The sequence below is a fragment of the Yersinia sp. Marseille-Q3913 genome, from assembly GCF_963892745.1.
In the GTDB taxonomy this organism is placed as follows: Bacteria; Pseudomonadota; Gammaproteobacteria; order Enterobacterales; family Enterobacteriaceae; genus Yersinia; species Yersinia bercovieri.
The window spans coordinates 1-22,069 of record NZ_CAWQAF010000017.1 but is presented as its reverse complement, the minus strand read 5'-3'; the positions used below and the strand labels follow the sequence as shown (position 1 = coordinate 22,069).

Below are 22,069 nucleotides of genomic sequence, written 5' to 3'. Positions count from 1 at the left end.
AGTTATTGTCCACCTAGCTCGATAATAAAATAACTCATTGCCAGCCACCCGTTATGGGGTGGCATATTCCATTTTTTATGGGTAGATATTGGCGACCATGTGTGGATAGCAGCCAAGGCCACAGTTCTTGGCGGATCGTTCTGTCGTTGGATTCGGCAGTATTGTGAAGGGCTGACACCCAATAATTTCATTGTGGCAGGGTCTGCTGCAAAAGTAATCAAAAAGGATATTGCGTGGAAGAGACTACATTTAAACCACGCTAAACCTTTTTATAAGCCAGATGCTTCGTCAATAAAGAGAAGCGAATATTGGGCTGAGACGAATATATCCATTATTACAACCATGAACGTATCAGCCTGAGACTGAACGGCCTAAGTCCGGTGGAATACCGAACCCAGGCCTTATTAGCCACCTGATGCAAACTGTCCAACTTAATGGGGTGCAGTTCATAATGAGGGCTAACTATTAGCGGTTGGCTTTATCATCAGCCTCATCGATCAAGCCATTAGCTATCTTGCTGGCATCAAGATAGCGTGCGGTGCCTAAGATTTCGTTAAGTGTCCCCCGGACACTAGACAGAAATTGATCGTTATCGGACTCATTAGCGCATTCAACCATTAATGCGATAAGCAAAGCTTCATGGGCGATCAAATGATCTTCACCAGGTAAGTTTGCATCGGGTCCACCTTGCTTAGCGCGAACAGATGTTTGATTAAGTGATGACATAAAACTCCTTATTTAATAATTGAATAACCACCTATCCACTATAACGGGGTTTCTGTTTATTGCTATGACAGATGAATTAACTGTTATGGCAGCCATAACAATTAATGTGGCGGTTAGTCTTAATCCCTTAATTTGTCGGCGTTATTTCAGCACTGTGCCATCAAATAGTTATCTCACTTTACTGGCCGATAGATTCGTACCGCCGCTGTCAGGCGCAGGGTGCGATGGGCCAGCTCTTCCGCTGCGCCCGCATACTGTTCAACCATGGCGGCATTCTGATGCGTCATTTGGTCCAACTGGCCAATCGATTGGCTAATTTGGCCAAGTGCTTGTGTCTGCTCATGGGTCGAGGTGCTGATCTCACTGATTAAGGTTGAGACCTGACCCGCCTGCTTGACGATATTGTCCATGGTGGCACCGGCATTTTGTACCAGTGCGCTGCCATCGCGAACCCGCTCTACACTGGTTTCAATTAAGTGCTTAATCTCTTTGGCTGCTGTTGATGAGCGCTGTGCCAGGTGACGAACCTCACTGGCGACCACCGCAAATCCTCGGCCCTGCTCTCCGGCGCGAGCGGCTTCAACCGCGGCATTGAGTGCCAGAATATTGGTCTGGAAGGCGATGCCTTCAATCACACTAATGATATCGACAATACGATGGCTGGAGTCATTAATCGTCCCCATGGTTTCAATCACCTGGTGCATTAACTCACTGCCTTGTTCCGCAGCATGACTGCTCATCGCTGCCAGCGAGGTGGTCTCATTGGCGCTATTGGCACTGTTTTGCACGGTTGCCACTAATTGTTCAGTCGCGCTGACGATGTGTTGCAAGTTAGCCGTCGCTTGTTCAGTGCGGACTTTTAACTCCCGATTTCCTGCGGCTATTTCACTGCTGGCGGTATTAATGCCATCAACCTGGCCACTAACATCATCGGTTAATGAGCGGAGATTTAGGCCCAATTGATTCACGCTACGCATCAGATAGCCTATCTCATCGACGCGGTTTAGCTGCACATAGTCACCGGCTTGCCCGGAAGAGACATCTTGCGCTTGCTGCAAAATCGCGGCGATCGGGCGGGCGACCTGACGCTCCAGCCACAATGAAGTGATGATGCTGCTGGCAAGGGTAACAGCACCCAGCGTCAATAGAGGCAAACCTGTTATCCCCATTACGCCCGCAGCGACAGTAGGTAGCAGCGCCGCACCCAGTAATGCACCGCGTAAACGCCATCGTAATGATAGCGTTTGGAACAGTGACATCCATGAGAGCCAACCAGAACGCACAATTAATCCACGATACAGCTTGATGCGGCGCTGCCTGGCCTTGCCGGAGTTAAAATCAGCATACAGGGCTTCTGCTTGCTTAATCTCTGCACGGGTCGGCGCGATGCGCACAGAGATATAGCCGGTTAAGCGGCCATTATGGCGTAACGGGGTGGCATTAGCGCGTACCCAATAGTAGTCACCATTTTCACGGCGGTTTTTCACCAGTGATGACCAGGAAAGCCCGGCATTCAGGGTTTGCCACATATCGGCAAAAGCGGCTGGTGGCATATCTGGGTGTCGCACAATATTGTGCGGTTGACCGAGTAAATCCTGATATTCAAAACCACTGGCACGAACAAATGCGGCGTTAGCATAGGCGATATTGCCGTGCGTATCGGTAGTCGATTGCAAGGTGGTATCGCGATCAATGGGATACTCCTGCCGACTGACAGGCTTGTTCACTCTCATAATAACCTCAGTAAATTGGGGGAGTTCCCGAATAACAGATGAAGACAACAATTGCTTAGGGTAATCGGCCCCATAAGATAAAACTTTATACTTTTATTAATTAAATTATTAATGCCCGATGTTAGTGCTGATTATTAGTGCTATTGCACTTATTTGGAGCGCTTAAATATTCTATTGACGAATGGTTTGATGAGCTTATTTTTTGTTTGAAATCTAAATTGTGTTTTTTGTAAAATAGATTTTATTATTAAAATGTTAAATATCAGTTAGTTATATTTATATTTTTTAATGGTGTCAATCATCGATTGATGAATTTATTGAATGAATTAGCTAATGTGATTTTATTGCCTCATTTTATGAGGTAAATAGGAGGGTTTTTTACTAAAAAGTTAAAAAACATAACGTTTATATGGTTTTTATTTACAATATTTATCAAGTATGAAGTTCACAATAACTATTTGTTACAGCGACTTTAATTAGCGTGCGTTATAGCTTTCGCCATTAATTGAGAGTTATGGATGAATACATTCAGCTATCTAAGCGGTATGATTTATCTTATAAAAAAGACCGGTCGCCCGAAGGTTACCGGTCATTAACATCGTGAAACGGCTTAAAGTGCTGCCAGTGTTGCGGCAATCACTTTCGCGTAAGGGGTTGTCGGGCGACCAATAAGTTTGCTCAATGTATGGCTGTCATCAAATAACCCACCTTTGGCGGCTCCGGCATCAGAATCTGCCAGCAGACTGGCGAAAACCTCTGGTAACCCCGCGCCAATCAGTGCCTGGCGGAAATCCGCTTCAGACAAATTTTGGTACACCATGGGCTTACCGGACTGACGGGCAATTTCTGCTGAGAACTCAGCCAGCGTATAGCTCTCATCGCCAGCTAACTCATAAATTTTACCGGCCTGATTTTCTTGGATTAGTACCACAGCTGCCGCTTCTGCATAATCTTCGCGTGTGGCTGAGGCGATACGACCATCGCCTACTGACCCGATAAATGCACGGTGGGCCAAGGCGGGCGCAATACTTGCGGCATAGTTTTCGGTGTACCAGCCGTTGCGCAATAACACCACCGGCAAGCCGGAATGACGTAATAGTGCTTCTGTTGCGCGGTGCTCTTCACCTAATCCCAGAGAGGATTTATCGGCATGTAGCAAACTGGTATAGGCCAGGAGTTTGACCCTCGCACGTTTGGCCGCCTCAATCACCGCAGTATGTTGGGCAACACGTTGTCCCACTTCACTGGATGAGATTAACAGCAGTTTATCGACCCCCTGAAACGCGCTATCCAGGGTGGCGGGCTGACTATAGTCAGCTTTACGGATTTCAATCCCTAATGCTGCCAGGTCGCTGGCCTTTTCAGGGCTGCGGACGGTGGCAATGATTTCACTGGCAGGCACTTTTTTCAGTAATGCGTTGATAACAAGGCGGCCTAATTGGCCTGTGGCACCGGTTACTGCGATCATAATATGGCTCCAGATTGATGTTGTAGGATCGGGTGGCGAACTTTTAATCAGGAATAAAAGGGGATATTCGTCAAAAATTCGCCCTTAACAGCATCATATGCAATATACTAACTTTAAGTAAGTACGCACCAAAAGGTTAGTATAGAAATAGTGGAGCCGCAAAATTTGAACAACAATATGTCATTTCCGGAACAGCTCCGGCGTGGTGAATTGCTCAATGCTGATTGTCCTTCAAGAGAGATACTCAAGCGAGTCACCAGCCGCTGGGGAGTCTTGGTGCTGATTGCTTTAAGCAACGAAACCCTGCGTTTTAGTGCGCTAAGACGCAAGATTGGTGGTGTCAGTGAGAAAATGTTGGCGCAAACCCTGCAAAACCTCGAAGAAGATGGCTTTGTCGAGCGCATCGCATATCCGGTCGTGCCGCCGCATGTGGAATATAAGCTGACGCCGTTGGGAAGAGAGATTCAGGAGCAGGTGGAGGGGTTGACAGTCTGGCTGGAGGCGAATCTGCATCGCATTATGGAGCAGCGGCAACAGCGGTCAGAATCACAATCGCGATAGGTTGGTGGTAAGTCAGGCTGACAACAAACATGCGAAACTCCTTTGGGGTGAATATCAGCTAAAGATAGCCTCTTGACCACTAGCTGGCATCAATAAAATGATAAATTCTGAATCGCTATCCCAAGTCGGTTTTGTAATATCTAAACGGTTTTGTAATATCTAAATTCTGCATATTCAAAGCAATAATGATTAGTTCATTTATTGTCCGATTCAGCGTCTACTCTTAAATAAGCAGTTCCGCCCATTTGTAGAGTACGCAGAGGTGACAATGGCTAAGATAATTGCATGGTTTTCCGCACTTCCCCAGTGGCAATTAGGGCATGAAGAAGAGGGTGAAACCGCGTTAGCGCAGGCTGATGGCGCTCATTTACTTGAGACGATTAATGCCATTGGTGGATTGTATGGCATTGAGTTTATTCACCATTAGGGCTTTTGCCGTTAAATGATGGGCTGCGGCTGATAGTGAAAGTCGCAAATTATGGGCAGTGGTGGCGGAGCTTCAACCACGATTGCACCATGCCCGGACGAGAGAACATGACCAAATTACCCAGTAGGATTAACAGTAAGCCAATAATGGCATTTAGATGCCAGTGATAGCTTTCATAGAAAGTTGAGATGGTCAGTGCCACGAGTGGAAATAATAGGGTGCTGTAGGCTGCGCCACTGACGCCGATACGGCCAATCAGACTGAAATAGGCGGCGAAAGCAATCACTGAACCGAAAATTGCCAAATAAAGTAATGAACCCAAATAACGCGGTGTTAATTCGATAGTGAAAGAGTGGTGCTGAATGATACTGAAAAGCCCCATCAGCACAGCACCATAGGTCATGGCATAAGCATTAGTGGAGAGAATATCCAACCCCTGGCGCTGGTGGCGGCTGCTAATCATATTACCCAGCGAGAAACCGTAAGTGCCCAATAAGCTCAGACCAATGCCTTTCAGTAATTCCGGTGCGATTTGGGTAGCCGTTAAATCTTGCCAGAATAGGGCGACAATACCAATCATGCCGAGCAATTACTAAAGCATGGCATGATGCCACTTATTGATATTGCTTTGGCCTGCGGTTTCAGCTCAGCGAGCCATTTTAGTCACTGTTTTAAAACAGCTTACGGCTTAACGCCATCGTCAATGCGCCAGCGCTAATTATCATAGCGGGCAACTTAAGTCCCCTTCAGGGCAATTAAGAAACGATTTTAATTGTGCGGTGCGCTCTTCGGTTTTATGGGTCAGACAAGCAGAGATAATCATGGGGTGTACCGAACCGCCTTCAGTGGCGGAAGACTGAAAGGTGCAATCTGCGTCGCGGTATTTTATCCAGGTCAGTTGCGCACTTTTCAATAATGCCCTTTGGGCCACGGACGTTTTGGCGAGCACTTGCTTATAGGTGCGATTGAGTTCGGTATCGGCTTTCTTATACTCTGAATTTGCGCACTGGTTCATATCTAGCTGTGTCATGGCATTATTACAATCAAGGGCCAACACCTGGCTGGTGGGTAATAGCAGCAAAGTTGTCAGCATCAATTTTTTAAGCATGGTTATTCCCTAAAGTCATCGTCACCAAGAATAATGATAGCCCCACTTACCCAGTGTGGGGCTAGGGATTATATTACATTGACTTCTTGTTGGTCGCCTCCTCAATTTCTTTCTTCATCTCAGCCACTTTTTTATCGGGTGTTTTTTTACACACATCAATCACCTTGGGTGTGTAAATCGTATCAACTTCCTGAAAATCGAGGGTATCTCCTTTCTTATAATGGGTATCCTGATTAATGATCCAGAAAGCCACGGGTGTCATACTTTTCGGATTAAGATCAAGGAACTCCTTACATGTCATATCGCTAGGTGTAGTAGGAGATGATGCAGCAAATACGGTATTAATTGCTGCGAATGAGAGTATTGCAATGATAATATTAAGCAGGGATTTATAAACCATGATTACTTCCTTATCTATCCATTATATTTCAGCTGGTATTATTAATGCGCGAGTGAGAGGTTTTCTTCTCATGATTTAGCATGGAATACAAAACTATATTTTTCCAGCGTAATAGATAATTTATAGGGCGATTAATAATTAAATTTATTATGAAACTTAAGTGTGATGGTCTATCTTTTTGATTTTTATGCCTGAGTCGCGAAGTCTATTATTAACTCTTTGAAGGATATTAATAAGTCTGATGGAAAAGCTAAACGACTATTATGATTTATTGATTTATAATATGTTGATTGGTAATTAACCATATAATAGAAAGCAGATAAAGGAAGAGAGATTTCAATTTATCTGCTTTTATCACCGATTAACTAGGCTAATAATTATATTGTCCTAACCTCGTGGTTTTTATCTGATGGAGGTGGCGGGCAGTCGTGTTTGCCATCATGAGATGGCTGACCTCCAGCATAGCGGATTGTGACTTCAGTTTTCTTGGCAGGATTTGTAATGATTTTATCAAGTTGAATGTCAGTACTTATCGAACCTCAGGTTGCATCACGCCAAACCTACACCGGCTCAATGGCATATGTTATAATTTGTATTGTCGTTATTGGTAGTATTCATTGGATTAACTATGTTTTAACTTTTTTTGTTTTATTTTTTTTTGAATAATAGGTGATTTATATTTATGTCTTTATTTTCTTTTTATCATAACCACCTGAGTGCCTTTGCCAAAAAAGTCTTTGGTCGGCACCATAAAGGCTAGCCAGTGAAGAGAGAGAATGGAGGTGGTGAATTATCTAATCTTCAACTAGATGAGCACATTGCGGCAATGGACTTATCAGACGCGGCGGATAAAGCACTGTATCGCGCGAAAACCTCGGGGAAAAACCGTGTTGAGACGGTAATACTGAACTGATACGGGAGACGTATGTGGGGCAGATAAAAGGGATGTTGCTACCTCAAGAAGGATTGAGGGTATAACAAAAATTAAAATTTAACTATTTCTATATTTAATCTATCTTGCAAGGTGAGATTTTTTAAAAGGGAGTAGTGATATGAGTAAGGAGCTAAATAGATTCATATTGACCAAAAATATAGTTTTTATATCAACTTTATTTTTGATGAATCATGCGAAAGCATCTGACGATACAATATATAAATCTATTTATAATGTTAATCATGGTGCCTTGATATATAGTCATAATAATGGAGGGAATCAATATCTATGGGCGGATTACGCTCATAACTTATCAGGAACCTGGAAGGCTAATGCCAACTGGGGAGTGTTATATAACGCTGATGGAACAGTTTCTTTCTCCAATCAAAATTCGGAGTTATGTCTACAGCACTATGGTACAGGCTACCAAATTGTCGAGGATACATGTGTTAGCAGACATAAAAAACAAAAGTTTAACTTTGAATTAACATCTACTGGTGCCATATTAATCAAGTTTGCTCATAATGACGAATGCCTTTATATGGACTCTGGTATCCGCTATTATTCGATATACAGTGATGTTTGTGATAAGACGAACAAGAAATATTATTGGGCTATTATCCCACCCTTAAAACCTTAATTTTATCATAGGATGGAGAAAGAATGAGACGATTATTTAAGGTGTGCGCTTATAGCCTTTCACTCCTATTTTTGGCAGCCCATGCGGATGTTACTGATTATAAATTGGCTTCATGGAATATGCAGGGCGCGCAAAGTGGTCATGGTAGTAATTCTAAGTGGGTGACTGGGGTTGCCGGGATGTTGAACATTGATGGAATAGATATTGTTGCTTTGCAAGAAACCGGAGCAGCACCGCCAAGTGCTATCGCTTTACCCATATTGCGGGATCAACACCCAGAAATAGAGAGAAGAATTCCTCAAGCAAAGAAGAAATTACCGATGACTTCGCTTGCTGGTGGTAGTGTAACTATTATAAATCCCCGTGGCCAAGGGGTGGACCCTAATAAGGTGCGGGAGTTTATTCTTAATTTAGGTTCAAGTACTCGGCCAAAGGATTTTTATATTTATCAGTTCGATAATGGGCGAACTGATGCTGCATCGCGCATCAATCTAGCCCTTGTTTCCCGAGTTCGGGCAGATGAAGTGATAATTATACCGCCGATGGCGATAGGTGCGAATACCCGGCCAACATTGGGTATTCGTATTGGCGATGACTATTTCTTCAGTTTGCATGCCAGGGCTGCAGAGAATAATGAAGCACCACAAATCATTCAATTTATAGATAATTATATGACGAGCACGGTGCAATCGAATAGATCGGCAGCCACATGGATTGTGATGGGGGATTATAATCGTACTTCTGAGCAGTTGGTCGCTTCTTTTGCGCTGCTAAACCCCCGATTAACGCATCCCTATCAGATAGCATCCCCCAATCAAGTAACACAGCAGTCAAATAGAACAATAGATTATGCTGTGATGGGTAGGTTGAACCAGGGAGGCGCTGGAGGGGGGGTGATAACCGTGCCGCTTATTGCCGCTTTACTGACCTACGCCTCTGATCATATGGCAGTACAGTATATGCACCACAGATAAATCACAATGGCATAAGCGCTAAACGTGTTTGTGGGTTAAATGAAATCAATGATGGGTTGGGGAAAGCAGGGCAGGCGAAATAGCATGGTGTAGCATTTCACCTGCCCCTTTATTGTTATTTTTACAGATTAGCCTAGGGTGACGGATTAATATGGATCTTGGGCTTCACGCAGACGTTCCTGCTCTTCGGCGATAACCGCGTTAATCTCCTCAAGTACCCCCTCAACATCTGCCGCTTCCGTACTCTCTGCAAACTCGCCGGTCAGTTGGGTCTCAGGATGCAACTTGCCATCTTCATAGAGCGCCCACATCTCTTTGGCATATTTACGGCCAAGTAGCTCAGGCGCGTATTGACCGTAATAATGGGTCATATTCGCAACATCACGTTGTAGCATGGCTTTAGCGTGGTTGTTAGCTGCGGCATTGACCGCTTGTGGCAAATCGATAATGACCGGGCCATCTTTGTCGATTAAGACATTAAACTCTGATAAGTCACCATGGACCAAACCGGCGCAAAGCATTCGCACCACATATTGGATCATCACCCCATGGTCAATCAGGGCTTGTTCTTTGCTAAAGGGGACGTCGCTGAGCCGGGGTGCCGCAAGGCCATCTGCATCGGTGACTAACTCCATCAGCAGAACACCATCAAGGCACGCATAGGGTTGTGGCACGCGAACACCAGCGTTGGCTAGCAGATACAGAGCATCAACCTCAGCGGTTTGCCAGGTCTCTTCCTGTTGCTTACGACCAAATTTAGATCCCTTGGCCATGGCGCGGGCGTCACGACTATTGCGAACCTTGCGCCCCTCCTGATATTGAACCGCCTGTTTGAAACTACGATTCTCAGCTTCTTTGTAAACTTTAGCGCAGCGGATATCCTGCCCACAACGGACAACATAGACATCAGCTTCTTTGCCACTTTTCAAACGACGGATGACTTCGTCAACCAAGCCGTCATCAACCAGCGGTTGGATTCGTTTTGGAATTTTCATGGCGTCCTTGTACCCTATTTAAGCCCGCGATGGAATGGCTTTGGCTGAATTTTCCTCCAGTTTACCATTCACGCCCATCTGCGGGTGGGTTTTTACACTGTATCAAGCTGCACTGAACTGGGCATTATGCAATTTGGCATAGGCCCCTTGACGGGCGAGCAGCTCGTGATGGCCTCCTTGCTCAACAATCCCTTCTTTATCGACCACAATGATGCGATCGGCATTTTGAATGGTGGCTAAGCGGTGAGCAATCACCAGCGTGGTTCGGCCCTGAGAGAGTTCAGTGAGCGCGAGCTGGATAGCTTGTTCTGTGGCGGTATCTAGCGCAGATGTTGCCTCATCCAAAATCAAAATCGGTGGGTTTTTCAGGAAGATGCGCGCAATAGATAGGCGCTGTTTCTGACCACCAGATAATTTCACACCACGCTCACCAACAACGGTATCAAGGCCATCAGGCAGGCTTTCAATCAACTCATCGAGTCGAGCTTGCTGTGCGGCAGCCATGATTTCGTCGTCACTGGCATCCAGCTTGCCATAGGCAATATTCTCACGAATAGAGCCGCCGAATAAGAAAACATCCTGCTGCACAATACCAATATTATTACGCAGTGACTGCTGGGTCATATCACGAATATTGATACCGTCGATAGTGATTGTACCACCATCGAGTTCGTAGAAGCGGGGCAGCAAGGAGCATAATGTAGTCTTACCGGCCCCAGATGGCCCGACGAATGCCACGGTTTCCCCCGCACGGATTTGCAGATTCAAATGGGTGAAAATTTTACTCTGCGGTGAGTAACCAAAACTGACATTCTGGTAACAAATATCGCCACGCAGGTGGCCTACCAGGCGCGCATTGGGTTGATCGACAATATCGGGCAGTGTATCAATTAGCTGAGTGAATCGTTTGAATCCAGCGATCCCCTTAGGATAGCTCTCCAGCACTGAGGTTATTTTCGCCACCGGGCGGAAAAAGACTTCAACTAACAACAGAAAACCGACAAATCCGCCGTAACTTAGCTGGTCATGAACCACGTACCAAGTGCCCGCTACCATCACAATCAACTGCACCAAACGGGTACTTAGATAGCTCATGGTCATGCTGGTGGTCATAATGCGGTAAGCCCGCAACTTAGTGATGCGGTAGTTTTCGTTATCTTTGGCGAACAATTTCTTTTCGTGGGATTCGTTCGCAAAGGCTTTCACCACGCGAATACCACCGATGCTCTCTTCAATTCGGGCATTAAAATTGCCCACCTGGCCAAATAGCTTGCGCCAGGTCTCCGTCATTTGTGAACCGTAGCGGCTGACCAGATAGGTCATAAACGGCACGATAATGATAGTGAGCATGGCGAGTGGTAGATGAACGGATGCCATCAGGATAAATGCACCAATAAAGGTCATGACGGCAATAAAAAGATCCTCTGGGCCGTGATGGGCAATCTCCCCAACCTCTTCAAGGTCTTTTGTGACATGGGTAATGATATGCCCAGTCTTCACATTGTCGTAATAGCTAAAAGAGAGCTTTTGCAGATGACTGAATGCCTGACGGCGCATATCTGTTTCGATGCCGACACCGAGTGCATGGCCCCAGTAGTTAACGATCGCCATTAGCGCGGTATTCAGCAGATAAATCAGTAACAGGCCCGCTGCCGCCCAGACAATTAACACCCAATCCTGATTTGGCAGCAATTTATCGATAAACAATTTTACCGCCATCGGGAAGCTCAACTCCAGCAGCCCGGCAAGAATGGCACAGCCGAAATCCAGATAGAAAAGCCCTTTATATGGGGTGTAATAAGAGAAGAAACGGCGGAGCATTGCGACATCCTTACAATTACAGAGAGGTATTGGTACAAATATAAAAAACAGTGCCTGCATTATAAATGCAAATGGTTATTAATAGCATTTATTTTTGTCAATTATTCGCCAATAATAAAACTCTTATCTGCGAAAATAGGCTAGAAAAAAGATAAAATTGAACCATGTTAGTGTGATCATAGCGAGGAGTAGTGACAATGAAGTTGACGATGACGGATACCCCAACGACTGAAGATGTTGCAGAAATTATGGCGGGACTGAGGGCTTTTAACCGTGATTTTGTTGGCGACAAAAGCCGCAAACCATTAGCTGTTTTTATCACCGGTGAGCAGGGGGAAAAGTTAGGTGGGATTACTGGCTATACCTTAGGTAATTACCTGAGTATTGAATTATTGTGGGTATCAGAGACATTACGCCATACAGGTGCTGGTAGTAAATTAATGCGGAGTGTAGAGCAGGAGGCGTTACAGCGAGGATGTAAATTCGCCCAAGTCGATACATTCAGTTTTCAAGCACGGCCTTTTTATGAAAAGCATGGCTATCAATTGAAAATGGCACTAGAAAATGTCGTAGATGAGTATCATCGCTATTATTTGACTAAAAATCTGATTGGCTAGATTGCTCTGCAAATAGGGTTAAATAGATAAAGTATTATGATGCCAAAATGTCTATCTAATAGATCACCGTTCAACTGAATTCAATCCCCAATCAATGCACGATATCCTCAGGGTGACGGCTACGTGCATTATTTTCTCTTGCTATACTCAAACTATCAATATTCAACTTTTAACGGAAGTTCACATTTTTACTGAAGAGCATCTATAGGACTTAATCTCTTATTAGGTTAACCTGTTTTATATTAAATTATCTATTGTTAATGGGAATGAATATGGCGGCCTCATCAAATAAAAAATTGTCACTATGGTCATTAACATCACTTGTTGTAGGTTCAATGATTGGTGCCGGCATTTTCTCTTTACCTGCCACATTTGGCCGCGCCACGGGGGGCTTCGGCGCTATCATCGCCTGGATAATTGCAGGTGGTGGTATGTTGACACTGGCTTTTGTTTTTCAAACATTAGCACAGCGAAAACCGGATTTAGATTCCGGCGTTTATATTTATGCCAAGACGGGATTCGGTGATTATGCTGGTTTTGCTTCAGCTATCGGTTTCTGGTCTGGGGCGTGTATTGGCAGCGTCTCCTATTTTGTTTTGATCAAATCGACATTGGGTGCCTTTTTCCCGCTATTTGGCGATGGCAATACCCTGTCCGCCGTGTTAATTGCCTCATTAATTTTATGGAGTTTTCATTTTATGGTGTTGCGTGGTATCAAAGAAGCTGCCGCGATTAATACCATTGCCACTTTCGCCAAGGTTATTCCGATATTTATTTTTGTCATCGTACTGGCATTTGCATTTCATACTGACACCTTCGCATTAAACTTCTGGGGAACTCAGCCTCTGGGAGCCATTGGTGATCTCACCCATCTTGATGATTATGGTTATACGGGACATGCCGCATTAGAAATAGGTGCTGGTTCTGAGTCTCTTTTTTCGCAAGTTCGTAGCACCATGCTAGTCACGGTATTTGTTTTTGTTGGCATCGAAGGGGCGAGTGTCTATTCCCGCTATGCCAAAGAGAGAAAACATGTTGGTATTGCGACAGTGTTAGGGTTTATTGGCGTGCTATGCCTGTTGGTTTTAGTCACCATGCTCTCTTATGGTGTGATGCTTCGCCCAGACCTCGCAGCTTTACGTCAACCTTCAATGGCTGGCGTGTTAGAGCATATTGTCGGTCGCTGGGGAGCCATATTTATCAGCATCGGACTTATTATTTCGGTGATGGGTGCCTATCTTTCCTGGACTCTTTTGGCGGCGGAAGCGCTCTATTCGGCTGCTAAAAGCAATATCATGCCTCGGGTATTTACGACTGAAAACAAGCGAGGTGTACCCTCTGCTGCGGTTTGGATGTCGAATATTTTTATCCAATTATTCTTAATTGTTACGCTTTTTACTGAGTATGCTTTCCAGCTCGCACTGGAGTTAACCAGTTCGTTAGTTTTGATCCCTTATCTGCTGGTTGCAGCCTATGGATTGAAATTAGCCTGGACGCGAGAAACCTACCCGCCAGGTTCAGTTGATCAGCGGAAAGATTTTATTTTTGCATTGATTGCCACACTGTATGCCATATTGATGGTCTATGCTGGGGGCTTGAAATATATCTTATTGTCAGCAGTGATATACGGTCCCGGTACAGTGCTGTTTATTATCGCTAAACATGAGCAGAATAAGTCAATATTTACCCCTATCGAGAAATGCCTTTTTGCCGTAGCCATTTTCGCTGCCGCTGTGGCGCTATATAGCCTGGCAACTGGAATAATCTCGGTGTGATAGGATGGGCAATGTCGATCTAAAAAAGGGGGTAATACATAATGAATTTTAATGTGTTAAAAGAATGCCCCTAATTTTACAATGGATGGGCTTGATCTATAACCCAGACTACGACAGGATCGCGTTGGAGTGGCCTGCTATTAAGTTGGCGTTGGCGTGATATTTAATAAAATGCAGCCAATAAAAAGTGCAAGTTTTCAATGCACGGTCATGACAGGTGTGTATTCACCAGCAGGCATCAATTTGAAAAAACAACAAAATGTCACCAAAAATGGCGATTATCTGGCAGGGATTGGCGATGTGCAATTTGCGCTCGTGGTTTTACTAACAACATCATGTTTGCTGATTGCAATAACGTTGATTGCGATCCTATGGTTAATCTGACTTGCCATAGAAATTAGGGAGAATGTATGGATAAGGGCCTGTTTGATGACAATAAAGTCATTGCACTGATTGGTTTGCTGCTGGCTGCATTGATTGTGGTTAGCACCATGTTTGTGATGACCTATATGGCTGACCGCCAGCGTAACGAAGCACAACCCATTGATGTGCAGAATTGCTACAAAAAGAATTGATATTCGCCGAATAACGATGGGGTAACTTCAGGCGAATAGCGGGATATTTGGCTGACTATGCCAGTTTCTGGTGAATGGCATGCAAAGGCAGTGCGATATTAAGATCAATATCCGTATTTTGCCTAAAATCATAGGGCGTTATGCCGTAACGTTTTCTGAACATATAAGTAAAGTGTGACTGAGAGCCAAAGCCAAAGTCCAAAGCAATGTCAAAAATCGTGCTATCACTACTTCTTAGTTGATAAACAGCACCCGCTAAGCGCCTCTCCCTAATGTACTTACCTAATGATATTCCCGTTACTTCTTTAAATATTTTCTGCATATGCCAAAGTGAGTAGCCTGAGTATACGGCTAACTCTTCGAGGTAGATGACTCGCCCTAGATGGGTTTCGACCCATTTACTGAGGGCGCAGACTAACGCGAGATGATTTTCTTGTGACATTATTTAGTCTGTTTTTTCAGGTTAGGAGTAGTGCAGTATACACAAGTTGAATCGAACAACACAAAACACCAAATTGGCCGCTACAACACGAGATGGGAGATAAAGAGTTTTCAGGGAGTATTTGCAAAAGAGTTTTCTGGTGCCATAGTAAAAGGGTAGTGTCATCTGGAAGGGATCTCTCCCGAGGGTAGAAGGTTGAGTTTGGAAAAATAGAAATTAAAAATGATGAGGTGATCGCATGTTGATAACAGTGATTATGACTCTGATAGCGGTTGTTGGTGTAACCGTTTTTCTAAAGATGCCAGTGATGGTCCTGCATAAAGGTAAAGGCGCAGGAGGTGATGAACTGTGAGATTAGGAATATTGTGAACGGCATAGCTGCAATGATTTATCCCTAGAACCAGGTAATTGATGATAATCGTACCTGGTTTTTTTATATCCAACTCTTTGTGCCAGAATAGTAAATGGTATCCCGGCAATCTATTTTTGTACATAATATAACCACTCCGCCAACTTATTTAGCGCGTAATGTCACTAATCTCAGCTGATTAATGAGTCAACGATAATTTTAATCAGTTGATCGTCACGGGGTGATATGACACGGGAGGATAAAGAAATATTCTCGTGAGCATGATATTCTTACACAATATTACTGTGAAGGAATTATTGATGTCTGACATGTTCACTAATGACCAAGAGTTGGTTTCTGATTTGGTTGCTTGTCAACTGGTGATTAAGCAACTTCTTGACGTGATTGATATTATCGCGCCAACTGAGGTGCGGGGTAAAATGTCGCAGCAGTTGAAATCTATTGATTTTTCGACCCATCCGGCAGGTGCTGATCCGGTGACTAAACGGGCAATTGAGAAAGCGATTGCATTGATTGATATGAAATTTACACAAAAATAGTAGATTAGTTATTTATGCTGAGTGATTTACCCGCATATAACATACACATCAACGCTGTGGCGGGTGTTTCCACCAGAAATGAGCAAAATAGTCTGCGGGTTAATAGCAAACCCGCAGGTTGATTATTCAAATACGTTGTTACCTATTTTTTTCACTAATGGGCAGTTACTGACACCAATGATGCCATTTTCGCCGCTTATAAATTGAGCGGTGGCGATATTTCTGGCTGTGAGATACTTACACTGTAAACCCAGGCCTGCCGCGTTCTTCTCACTGCCAATAAGGACACCATAACCTGAAAAGAGTAGGCCAAGATATATGATTGCTGCCACCAAAAACAGTCTGAATAAGCTCATGTAGTCACTCCATGTAATTAGTTTTACTTATTATGTTGCGGATGTGTTTAATAGTTTAGCTTATAATTATGTGTTAATTAATAGTAAAAATCCTAAATTATATTGATTTATAAGACGAAACAGTAAAAACTCTGGTTAAAGTAGTGTCATAGGGCGATAGCGACATGAGTAATTACATATTGGCTATAAATGGTTGATGTTTGATCCAGTATAATTTAAAAAAACGGTGAAGAAGGTGCCCGATTTGAACATAAAGAAACTTGTCGCAACGGTAGGGATCATTGCCGTTTGTTGCTTGTTTTATCTATTAGCCCTTGATAGTTATTGCGATCAAGGAGGAACTTTCTCTACAGGTATTTGTACTATTACTTCGATTATTCCATGGTAAGTGTTACTCGTTACTCTTGTTTATAATTGCAAATTGCAGCTATTTTCAAGTGTTACCACAATTAACAGTTAATCGCCCGCTAGATTCACCTTTGTTGTGGGCAGAGTGGTAAGATAATCTCTTCATCACGTATGTAATAGGGTAGTCAATGTTAGAGACCAATATGGGCGGACTGGGTGTCGTCCCAATCGCACTGTCACTGTTTACTGTCATTTTTTCCTTGATAGTTTGGTTCTTTTTGAGCCGTGCCAGTGTACGAGCCAATGAACAAATTCATTTGCTACAAGAGATTGTCGAACAGCAAAAACAGCAAACAGAGTTGCTTAAAGCATTATTAGCCAACGCCACTGGCAGCAGTGATGAGCAAAATGACAGTGATATAGTTTCTCCGCTCGATTTTAAAGGTTTTATCCCTGAGCGCTAAACTCATTTTAACTCTGGCGCTGCCGTAAGGAAGTGTCAGAGTGATATTCAATCCAGTAGGCAACTTGCCTATACTGAGCTGAGAGCTTCCCACTTTTTTCCTCCTGCAGGTTTTAACGTCCTCTTTAATCAAGCCGAAATAAACCGCGTTGGCTGTCATAAATTTGTCTTATTTTCGCCGTAATGTAGCCAGAACTTTTTAAGATAACGGTGATTCGGATGATTAAATGGTATGAAGAGAGTGACAGTGAAGTAAACAGAAGCATTGCGTTGCTTACCGGTGAAGATCCAGATAAGTGGTATCCCTACGGAGGTATTAAAGGTAAGGATTACTGCAAAAACCCTTCTGATGCATGGCCTATCATCTATGCCAATAAAATTGGTATCTACTCGCCAGAAATTAATGATAATAATCAGTGGAATGCCCGAATGACTAACCCACAGGGAGAGTGGCAAGCTTATAGCCAAAGCCCATTGCGTGCGGCAATGATCTGCTATTTGCTGAGTCAGGAAGCTTAATTAACGATGCCACTTCGTACCAATATCGATAATTTTCAGCAAGAGTGAATATTCCTCGCGCATTAAGTGGCGGGAATAACAAACGGTAAGAAGTTCTTTAACGACTTTCGTGGAGCTGATGATGAAACGTATTATTAAAGGGGATTCAAATTTATCACATCTGGTTATTGCTCATGCTGCAATTGACCACCATCAAAAATCTTACGGCGAGCGGCGTCAGGGCTGGCCTTCAACTTATCTTATCCGTTATAAGAATAACCGCGTTGCGGTTGAAGTGGTTACCCGACGTCAGTCATATGTGGCCACTTTGATGATTGGTGCCCGTAATTTGAGTAAGTTGTGTGGTATGTCCGCAGTACAGCCCTGAATGCGAGTCAAACTCTCGGACTGACAGCACCGACAGGGGGTTTATATAACGTAAACTGATTGGTGCCTCTCCTATCGTTCACTAACCACCTTTATCCTTGATGCAATCGGTTTTAAGTGTTAAAAAACCGCCGCAGATTCATTTATCAGGCACTGTTGACCACGTCAGTGGGGGATAGGTGCGGCAGAGGACAGGATGGAACAGCAGTTGCAGGATTCAACACTAAAACGCGGTTTAAAAAATCGCCATATTCAACTGATTGCGCTGGGTGGCGCAATTGGCACGGGGCTGTTTCTGGGGATCGCTCAGACTATTAAAATGGCTGGCCCTTCGGTGATATTGGGCTATGCCATCGGCGGTTTCATTGCATTTCTTATTATGCGTCAATTGGGTGAGATGGTGGTTGAGGAGCCGGTTGCGGGTTCATTTAGCCACTTTGCCTACAAGTATTGGGGCGATTTCGCTGGGTTCTTATCTGGCTGGAACTACTGGGCGATGTTTATTCTCGTCGGTATGGCGGAATTGACCGCGGTTGGCATCTATATTCAATATTGGTGGCCGGAAATTCCGACATGGGTGTCAGCTGCAATATTCTTTGTCCTGATTAATGCCATAAATTTAGTCAACGTTCGTCTGTATGGTGAAACGGAATTCTGGTTCGCTATCATCAAAGTTGTCGCCATTATCGGTATGATTGTGTTCGGCGCCTATCTTCTGGCCTCTGGAACCGGTGGCCCGGATGCATCAGTCACTAACCTCTGGGCGCAGGGCGGTTTTATGCCTCACGGTATCAGCGGCTTGGTGATGGCGATGGCGGTGATTATGTTCTCTTTCGGTGGCTTGGAGATGGTGGGCATCACTGCCGCAGAAGCGGAAGATCCACAACACAGCATTCCTAAAGCGACCAATCAAGTGGTCTATCGCATCCTTATTTTTTATATCGGCTCATTAGCGGTTCTGCTCTCTCTTTATCCTTGGGGTAAGGTTGTTGAGGGGGGGAGTCCCTTTGTGATGATTTTCCATGCGCTGGACAGCCATCTGGTGGCGACTATCCTGAATGTGGTGGTCTTGACTGCGGCATTATCGGTCTACAACAGTGGTGTGTATTGCAATAGCCGAATGCTATTTGGTCTGGCCTCACAGGGAAATGCACCTAAGTTGTTGACCAAAGTTAATCAGCGTGGGGTGCCTATTTTGTCTATCGCACTTTCGGCGCTGGCGACCTCTGCGGGGGTCGTTATCAACTATGTTATGCCTGGCAAAGCCTTTGAACTGCTTATGGCGCTGGTGGTCTCAACACTGGTCATTAACTGGGTCATGATTTGCCTGGCTCACTTAAAGTTCCGTGCCGCTAAAGTGCAGGAGGGCACGGAACCACGCTTTAAGGCGCTATGGTATCCTTACGGTAATTACCTGTGTCTGCTGTTCTTGTCGTTGATTCTGGTCATCATGTACCTCACTGATGGCATTCAGATTTCAGTCTTGATGATGCCGGTGTGGATCGCGCTATTGTGGTGTGGTTTCATGCTGACACGGCGTAAACATAAGCGCTGTCAGATAAAAACCGATGATTCAAACATCGCCTGATTGGATTACGGCATAGTTAAAATAGCCGGGCAATAAGTGAGTAATGAAAGCCCGGCTATTTCGTTCCACGAACTGACTCGCAGTGTTTAGATTATCAGCACTCAATTAAGCCAATTATCTGTTATGTGCAGGAGTTTAATCCGCCTGTGGTTGCCTCTTTCTGGTGCGCTCAAGGTTAATTGAGACCAATTCTTAATTGCAGCATATAATCACGGTTAATATATGGCTTAATTGATTAAATAATGTATCTAATTAGAATTGCCAACGCATCCAGGTAAACAACACATTTCCATTATTATAAGTGCCGGGAATATAGGTGGTTTGTAGCGAAAACTTATTATATTCAATAGAAAGAAGTGGCAAGGGTAATGGTATAGGAATGTAAAGATATTCATGACGTGCGGTAATACTGGCAGTAAAACCCGCCCCGAAACGCCAGCCACTCATTTCCCCAGGGATCCACATTTTTTGATAGCCATAACCTATAATCGGTTCAACTTCATTATGTGAATCCATAAACACCATTGCATACACCGAGTGCCAGTTGTTCTTCTCATCATAGCGATACTTGCCATAGCCTATACCCCACGGACGTTCATTGTATGACGCTATCTTGTCAGCATCGTAAGTCCTGCGGTTATGCCACGTGTTGAGTGGGATATAGAGCTCTTGCTCAGGAGAGTCCCAGGCGAGTGTGATGTTGTTTATCAGGCGTTGCCACAGGTTGTTGTTATCCGCCTGTGGCTTAAGTTGCTGATCTATAGGTGTCTGAGCCGGAGGATTGATATCCCCCGCCAGAGCAATTGAAACTTGGCCCCACCACAAACTACTCAGAAAGCAGCTGCTGATAATATACGTGTAATTCATAATTTAGATCTCTGATGCTGATAAGGCGAAATAAGATATCGATGCATCAGATAATCTATATGCCTATCAAAAATAATGATTATTTATAAGTTGGATATAATTAAGCAGAGGTTATAACCCCAAACTTAAACGGTTCTATAACGAGAAGATGAAATACAATCTTAGCTTGTGCGCTAGAGTAGTTAAGTTTTAATTTAGAGACATCGAGAAATATCTTAATTTATTATTTACAGCACGAATTGCCAGCAGAATCCACCAAAAGTCATCAGGTTAATTTGACTAAAACAGTGCATTTTTTTATATATTTATACAGTTAATATAAAGAGATTTCGCACCTTTCTGGTGCATTCTGGTTAATCATTAATGAATAACTGCACTCTGATGGTTGAATGAGAAAAACTTTTACTCATTAATTTAATCTGATTGTTGGTTATATTTTTACTTCCATTTGTCTATGGCAGAATCTATTTTTACAGTTTGCTATAGCTGCCGCATTGCCCTTTATGTCATATCGAGAAATAAGATATTGATCTTTTCTCGTGGGAGCCAGGGTCGATGATATAACCTGAGGTTAAGTAATGGGTTAGTCATGCTGTATGAGGCGGGAAGGGTAGTGAGCAGGGAGGAACCAGTGCCTAGAGCAAAGAGTTCATATATTCAATTATTATATATTTAATGCTAATAAATTTTATACCAACACACTTTTTTGTCATTTGCATAACATGGAAATCATGAGGTATCTAGGTAAGCAATATTATAAAAATTGTTAGCTTAAATGTTAAAAACCAGCAAGAGAGCGGGATAAGACAGTATAAAAAATAGAGCAGAAAATACGATGACCTTCAACAAATTTTAGCATATTTAAGCACTCTTTCTGAACAACAGATTCAAATATGTGCGACAGGTTCACCCTTGATTAAAAATGGCTTGCCATCGAATAGAGAGTATGTGATAACGCATATGGGTAAAACGAGGTACAGTTCTGTATATGTGTGGCATTTTCAGTAAAGAAGTTCTGAGTAAAGACGTTAGCGTTGAATACCGCTTCTCTGCCGATCCTTATCTTAGTGCCTCAAGCAGTAACGACTCTAGTTTGTCTATGTAAACGCCTACGGGCGAGTTAAACAATCCAAAGGAAATACTCAAGATGGCAAAGATCAAAGGTCAAGTTAAGTGGTTCAACGAGTCTAAAGGTTTCGGTTTCATCACTCCAGCTGACGGCAGCAAAGATGTGTTCGTACACTTCTCTGCAATCCAGGGTAATGGCTTCAAAACCCTGGCTGAAGGCCAGAACGTAGAGTTCGAAATCCAAGACGGTCAGAAAGGTCCGTCTGCAGTAAACGTTACTGCAATCTAATCAGCTCTTTTGCTGTTAAAAACCCGCCTTTGTGCGGGTTTTTTCATGTGTGCCGGGCATGCTCAGCAGCTCGGGGGTGAAAGTCCCCTGTCCAGCCTGA

General features: G+C 43.8%; 27 protein-coding genes and 3 pseudogenes. 19 read left to right on the top strand and 11 right to left on the bottom strand.

What is annotated here, in order from left to right; genetic code table 11:
* Nucleotides 1-317: 317 nt before the first annotated feature.
* Nucleotides 318-416: pseudogene (locus AACW11_RS08875) on the top strand (IS3 family transposase); the annotation flags it as partial.
* A gap of 49 nt (nt 417-465) precedes the next feature.
* Here AACW11_RS08875 and AACW11_RS08870 read toward each other — a convergent pair.
* The 3 genes from AACW11_RS08870 to AACW11_RS08860 form a co-directional block, all read right to left on the bottom strand.
* Nucleotides 466-726, bottom strand: a complete 261-nt coding sequence (locus tag AACW11_RS08870; RefSeq protein ID WP_212586516.1) for a hypothetical protein — start codon at nt 724-726, stop codon at nt 466-468.
* A 173-nt stretch (nt 727-899) separates the two neighbouring features.
* Nucleotides 900-2,459, bottom strand: a complete 1,560-nt coding sequence (locus AACW11_RS08865) for a methyl-accepting chemotaxis protein (RefSeq protein WP_212586515.1) — start codon at nt 2,457-2,459, stop codon at nt 900-902.
* Nucleotides 2,460-3,069: 610 nt separating this feature from the next.
* Nucleotides 3,070-3,927 carry an SDR family oxidoreductase gene (locus tag AACW11_RS08860; protein WP_212586514.1) on the bottom strand — a complete coding sequence of 286 codons (858 nt, stop codon included), beginning with the start codon at nt 3,925-3,927 and terminating at the stop codon, nt 3,070-3,072.
* Nucleotides 3,928-4,092: 165 nt separating this feature from the next.
* On the opposite strand from AACW11_RS08860, the gene AACW11_RS08855 reads away from it, so the two are divergent.
* Together AACW11_RS08855 and AACW11_RS08850 are read left to right on the top strand one after the other, a co-directional pair.
* Entirely contained in the window at nt 4,093-4,488 is a 396-nt protein-coding gene (locus AACW11_RS08855) for a winged helix-turn-helix transcriptional regulator (RefSeq protein WP_212586513.1), read from the top strand.
* A 268-nt stretch (nt 4,489-4,756) separates the two neighbouring features.
* Nucleotides 4,757-4,915 carry a hypothetical protein gene (locus AACW11_RS08850; RefSeq protein ID WP_212586512.1) on the top strand — a complete coding sequence of 53 codons (159 nt, stop codon included), beginning with the start codon at nt 4,757-4,759 and terminating at the stop codon, nt 4,913-4,915.
* A gap of 49 nt (nt 4,916-4,964) precedes the next feature.
* Here the strand turns inward: AACW11_RS08850 and AACW11_RS08845 are convergent.
* A pseudogene (locus AACW11_RS08845) lies at nt 4,965-5,504 on the bottom strand (DMT family transporter); the annotation flags it as partial.
* Between AACW11_RS08845 and AACW11_RS08840 the strand changes: the two are divergent.
* A pseudogene (locus AACW11_RS08840) lies at nt 5,496-5,633 on the top strand (helix-turn-helix domain-containing protein); the annotation flags it as partial. The pseudogenes AACW11_RS08845 and AACW11_RS08840 overlap by 9 nt on opposite strands.
* Nucleotides 5,634-5,636: 3 nt before the next feature.
* Here AACW11_RS08840 and AACW11_RS08835 read toward each other — a convergent pair.
* Nucleotides 5,637-6,023: a lysozyme inhibitor LprI family protein gene (locus AACW11_RS08835; protein ID WP_212586511.1), complete on the bottom strand. Its 387-nt coding sequence runs from the start codon at nt 6,021-6,023 to the stop codon at nt 5,637-5,639.
* A gap of 73 nt (nt 6,024-6,096) precedes the next feature.
* Nucleotides 6,097-6,423 carry an acid-activated periplasmic chaperone HdeB gene (gene hdeB, locus AACW11_RS08830; RefSeq protein ID WP_212586510.1) on the bottom strand — a complete coding sequence of 109 codons (327 nt, stop codon included), beginning with the start codon at nt 6,421-6,423 and terminating at the stop codon, nt 6,097-6,099.
* Between the two features lie 763 nt (nt 6,424-7,186).
* On the opposite strand from hdeB, the gene AACW11_RS08825 reads away from it, so the two are divergent.
* From AACW11_RS08825 to AACW11_RS08815, 3 genes are all read left to right on the top strand, one after another.
* Nucleotides 7,187-7,336: a hypothetical protein gene (locus tag AACW11_RS08825; RefSeq protein WP_212586555.1), complete on the top strand. Its 150-nt coding sequence runs from the start codon at nt 7,187-7,189 to the stop codon at nt 7,334-7,336.
* A 139-nt stretch (nt 7,337-7,475) separates the two neighbouring features.
* The gene (locus tag AACW11_RS08820) at nt 7,476-7,997 is read left to right on the top strand and encodes a hypothetical protein (RefSeq protein ID WP_212586509.1); all 522 of its coding nucleotides are present in this window, start codon (nt 7,476-7,478) and stop codon (nt 7,995-7,997) included.
* Between the two features lie 23 nt (nt 7,998-8,020).
* Nucleotides 8,021-8,971: a cytolethal distending toxin subunit B family protein gene (locus AACW11_RS08815; RefSeq protein ID WP_212586508.1), complete on the top strand. Its 951-nt coding sequence runs from the start codon at nt 8,021-8,023 to the stop codon at nt 8,969-8,971.
* Nucleotides 8,972-9,117: 146 nt separating this feature from the next.
* On the opposite strand, the gene AACW11_RS08810 is transcribed toward AACW11_RS08815, so the two are convergent.
* Nucleotides 9,118-9,966, bottom strand: a complete 849-nt coding sequence (locus AACW11_RS08810; RefSeq protein ID WP_005278564.1) for a PA4780 family RIO1-like protein kinase — start codon at nt 9,964-9,966, stop codon at nt 9,118-9,120.
* A 102-nt stretch (nt 9,967-10,068) separates the two neighbouring features.
* On the bottom strand, nt 10,069-11,787 hold the full coding sequence (locus tag AACW11_RS08805) for an ABC transporter ATP-binding protein (RefSeq protein ID WP_212586507.1): 1,719 nt from the start codon (nt 11,785-11,787) through the stop codon (nt 10,069-10,071).
* Between the two features lie 197 nt (nt 11,788-11,984).
* Here AACW11_RS08805 and AACW11_RS08800 point away from each other — a divergent pair, with 197 nt between their 5' ends.
* The 4 genes from AACW11_RS08800 to AACW11_RS08785 all read left to right on the top strand — a co-directional run bounded on the left by AACW11_RS08800 (nt 11,985) and on the right by AACW11_RS08785 (nt 14,754).
* Nucleotides 11,985-12,404 carry a GNAT family N-acetyltransferase gene (locus tag AACW11_RS08800; protein ID WP_212586506.1) on the top strand — a complete coding sequence of 140 codons (420 nt, stop codon included), beginning with the start codon at nt 11,985-11,987 and terminating at the stop codon, nt 12,402-12,404.
* Between the two features lie 272 nt (nt 12,405-12,676).
* On the top strand, nt 12,677-14,179 hold the full coding sequence (locus AACW11_RS08795; RefSeq protein WP_212586505.1) for an amino acid permease: 1,503 nt from the start codon (nt 12,677-12,679) through the stop codon (nt 14,177-14,179).
* A gap of 156 nt (nt 14,180-14,335) precedes the next feature.
* Entirely contained in the window at nt 14,336-14,563 is a 228-nt protein-coding gene (locus AACW11_RS08790; protein ID WP_212586554.1) for a hypothetical protein, read from the top strand.
* Nucleotides 14,564-14,589: 26 nt separating this feature from the next.
* Nucleotides 14,590-14,754 carry a hypothetical protein gene (locus AACW11_RS08785; protein WP_212586504.1) on the top strand — a complete coding sequence of 55 codons (165 nt, stop codon included), beginning with the start codon at nt 14,590-14,592 and terminating at the stop codon, nt 14,752-14,754.
* Between the two features lie 55 nt (nt 14,755-14,809).
* On the opposite strand, the gene AACW11_RS08780 is transcribed toward AACW11_RS08785, so the two are convergent.
* Nucleotides 14,810-15,196, bottom strand: coding sequence for a helix-turn-helix domain-containing protein (locus tag AACW11_RS08780; RefSeq protein WP_032898754.1), 387 nt, complete (start codon nt 15,194-15,196; stop codon nt 14,810-14,812).
* 669 nt (nt 15,197-15,865) lie between these two features.
* On the opposite strand from AACW11_RS08780, the gene AACW11_RS08775 reads away from it, so the two are divergent.
* The gene (locus AACW11_RS08775) at nt 15,866-16,105 is read left to right on the top strand and encodes a DUF2766 family protein (RefSeq protein WP_212586503.1); all 240 of its coding nucleotides are present in this window, start codon (nt 15,866-15,868) and stop codon (nt 16,103-16,105) included.
* A gap of 122 nt (nt 16,106-16,227) precedes the next feature.
* Here AACW11_RS08775 and AACW11_RS08770 read toward each other — a convergent pair whose 3' ends face one another.
* Complete coding sequence (locus AACW11_RS08770; protein WP_212586502.1) at nt 16,228-16,461, bottom strand: YobH family protein; 234 nt, start codon at nt 16,459-16,461, stop codon at nt 16,228-16,230.
* Nucleotides 16,462-16,705: 244 nt separating this feature from the next.
* Between AACW11_RS08770 and AACW11_RS08765 the strand changes: the two genes are divergently transcribed.
* The 5 genes from AACW11_RS08765 to AACW11_RS08745 all read left to right on the top strand — a co-directional run bounded on the left by AACW11_RS08765 (nt 16,706) and on the right by AACW11_RS08745 (nt 19,745).
* Complete coding sequence (locus tag AACW11_RS08765) at nt 16,706-16,849, top strand: PhoP/PhoQ regulator MgrB (RefSeq protein WP_005170546.1); 144 nt, start codon at nt 16,706-16,708, stop codon at nt 16,847-16,849.
* Nucleotides 16,850-16,997: 148 nt separating this feature from the next.
* A complete protein-coding gene (locus tag AACW11_RS08760; protein ID WP_212586501.1) occupies nt 16,998-17,273 on the top strand; it encodes a YebO family protein in 276 nt (91 codons plus the stop codon).
* A gap of 218 nt (nt 17,274-17,491) precedes the next feature.
* Nucleotides 17,492-17,791 (top strand): phage protein NinX family protein, encoded by a 300-nt coding sequence (locus AACW11_RS08755; protein ID WP_212586500.1) that lies wholly within the window; start codon nt 17,492-17,494, stop codon nt 17,789-17,791.
* A gap of 118 nt (nt 17,792-17,909) precedes the next feature.
* Complete coding sequence (locus tag AACW11_RS08750; protein WP_249192917.1) at nt 17,910-18,158, top strand: DUF4060 family protein; 249 nt, start codon at nt 17,910-17,912, stop codon at nt 18,156-18,158.
* A 195-nt stretch (nt 18,159-18,353) separates the two neighbouring features.
* Nucleotides 18,354-19,745 (top strand): amino acid permease, encoded by a 1,392-nt coding sequence (locus AACW11_RS08745; protein ID WP_212586498.1) that lies wholly within the window; start codon nt 18,354-18,356, stop codon nt 19,743-19,745.
* A 252-nt stretch (nt 19,746-19,997) separates the two neighbouring features.
* On the opposite strand, the gene pagP is transcribed toward AACW11_RS08745, so the two are convergent.
* Nucleotides 19,998-20,612 carry a lipid IV(A) palmitoyltransferase PagP gene (pagP, locus tag AACW11_RS08740; protein WP_212586497.1) on the bottom strand — a complete coding sequence of 205 codons (615 nt, stop codon included), beginning with the start codon at nt 20,610-20,612 and terminating at the stop codon, nt 19,998-20,000.
* A gap of 988 nt (nt 20,613-21,600) precedes the next feature.
* Between pagP and AACW11_RS08735 the strand changes: the two genes are divergently transcribed.
* Together AACW11_RS08735 and cspE are read left to right on the top strand one after the other, a co-directional pair.
* Nucleotides 21,601-21,717 carry a DUF2627 domain-containing protein gene (locus tag AACW11_RS08735; RefSeq protein ID WP_002211058.1) on the top strand — a complete coding sequence of 39 codons (117 nt, stop codon included), beginning with the start codon at nt 21,601-21,603 and terminating at the stop codon, nt 21,715-21,717.
* A 42-nt stretch (nt 21,718-21,759) separates the two neighbouring features.
* Nucleotides 21,760-21,969 (top strand): transcription antiterminator/RNA stability regulator CspE, encoded by a 210-nt coding sequence (gene cspE, locus AACW11_RS08730; protein ID WP_002221949.1) that lies wholly within the window; start codon nt 21,760-21,762, stop codon nt 21,967-21,969.
* Nucleotides 21,970-22,069: the final 100 nt, after the last annotated feature.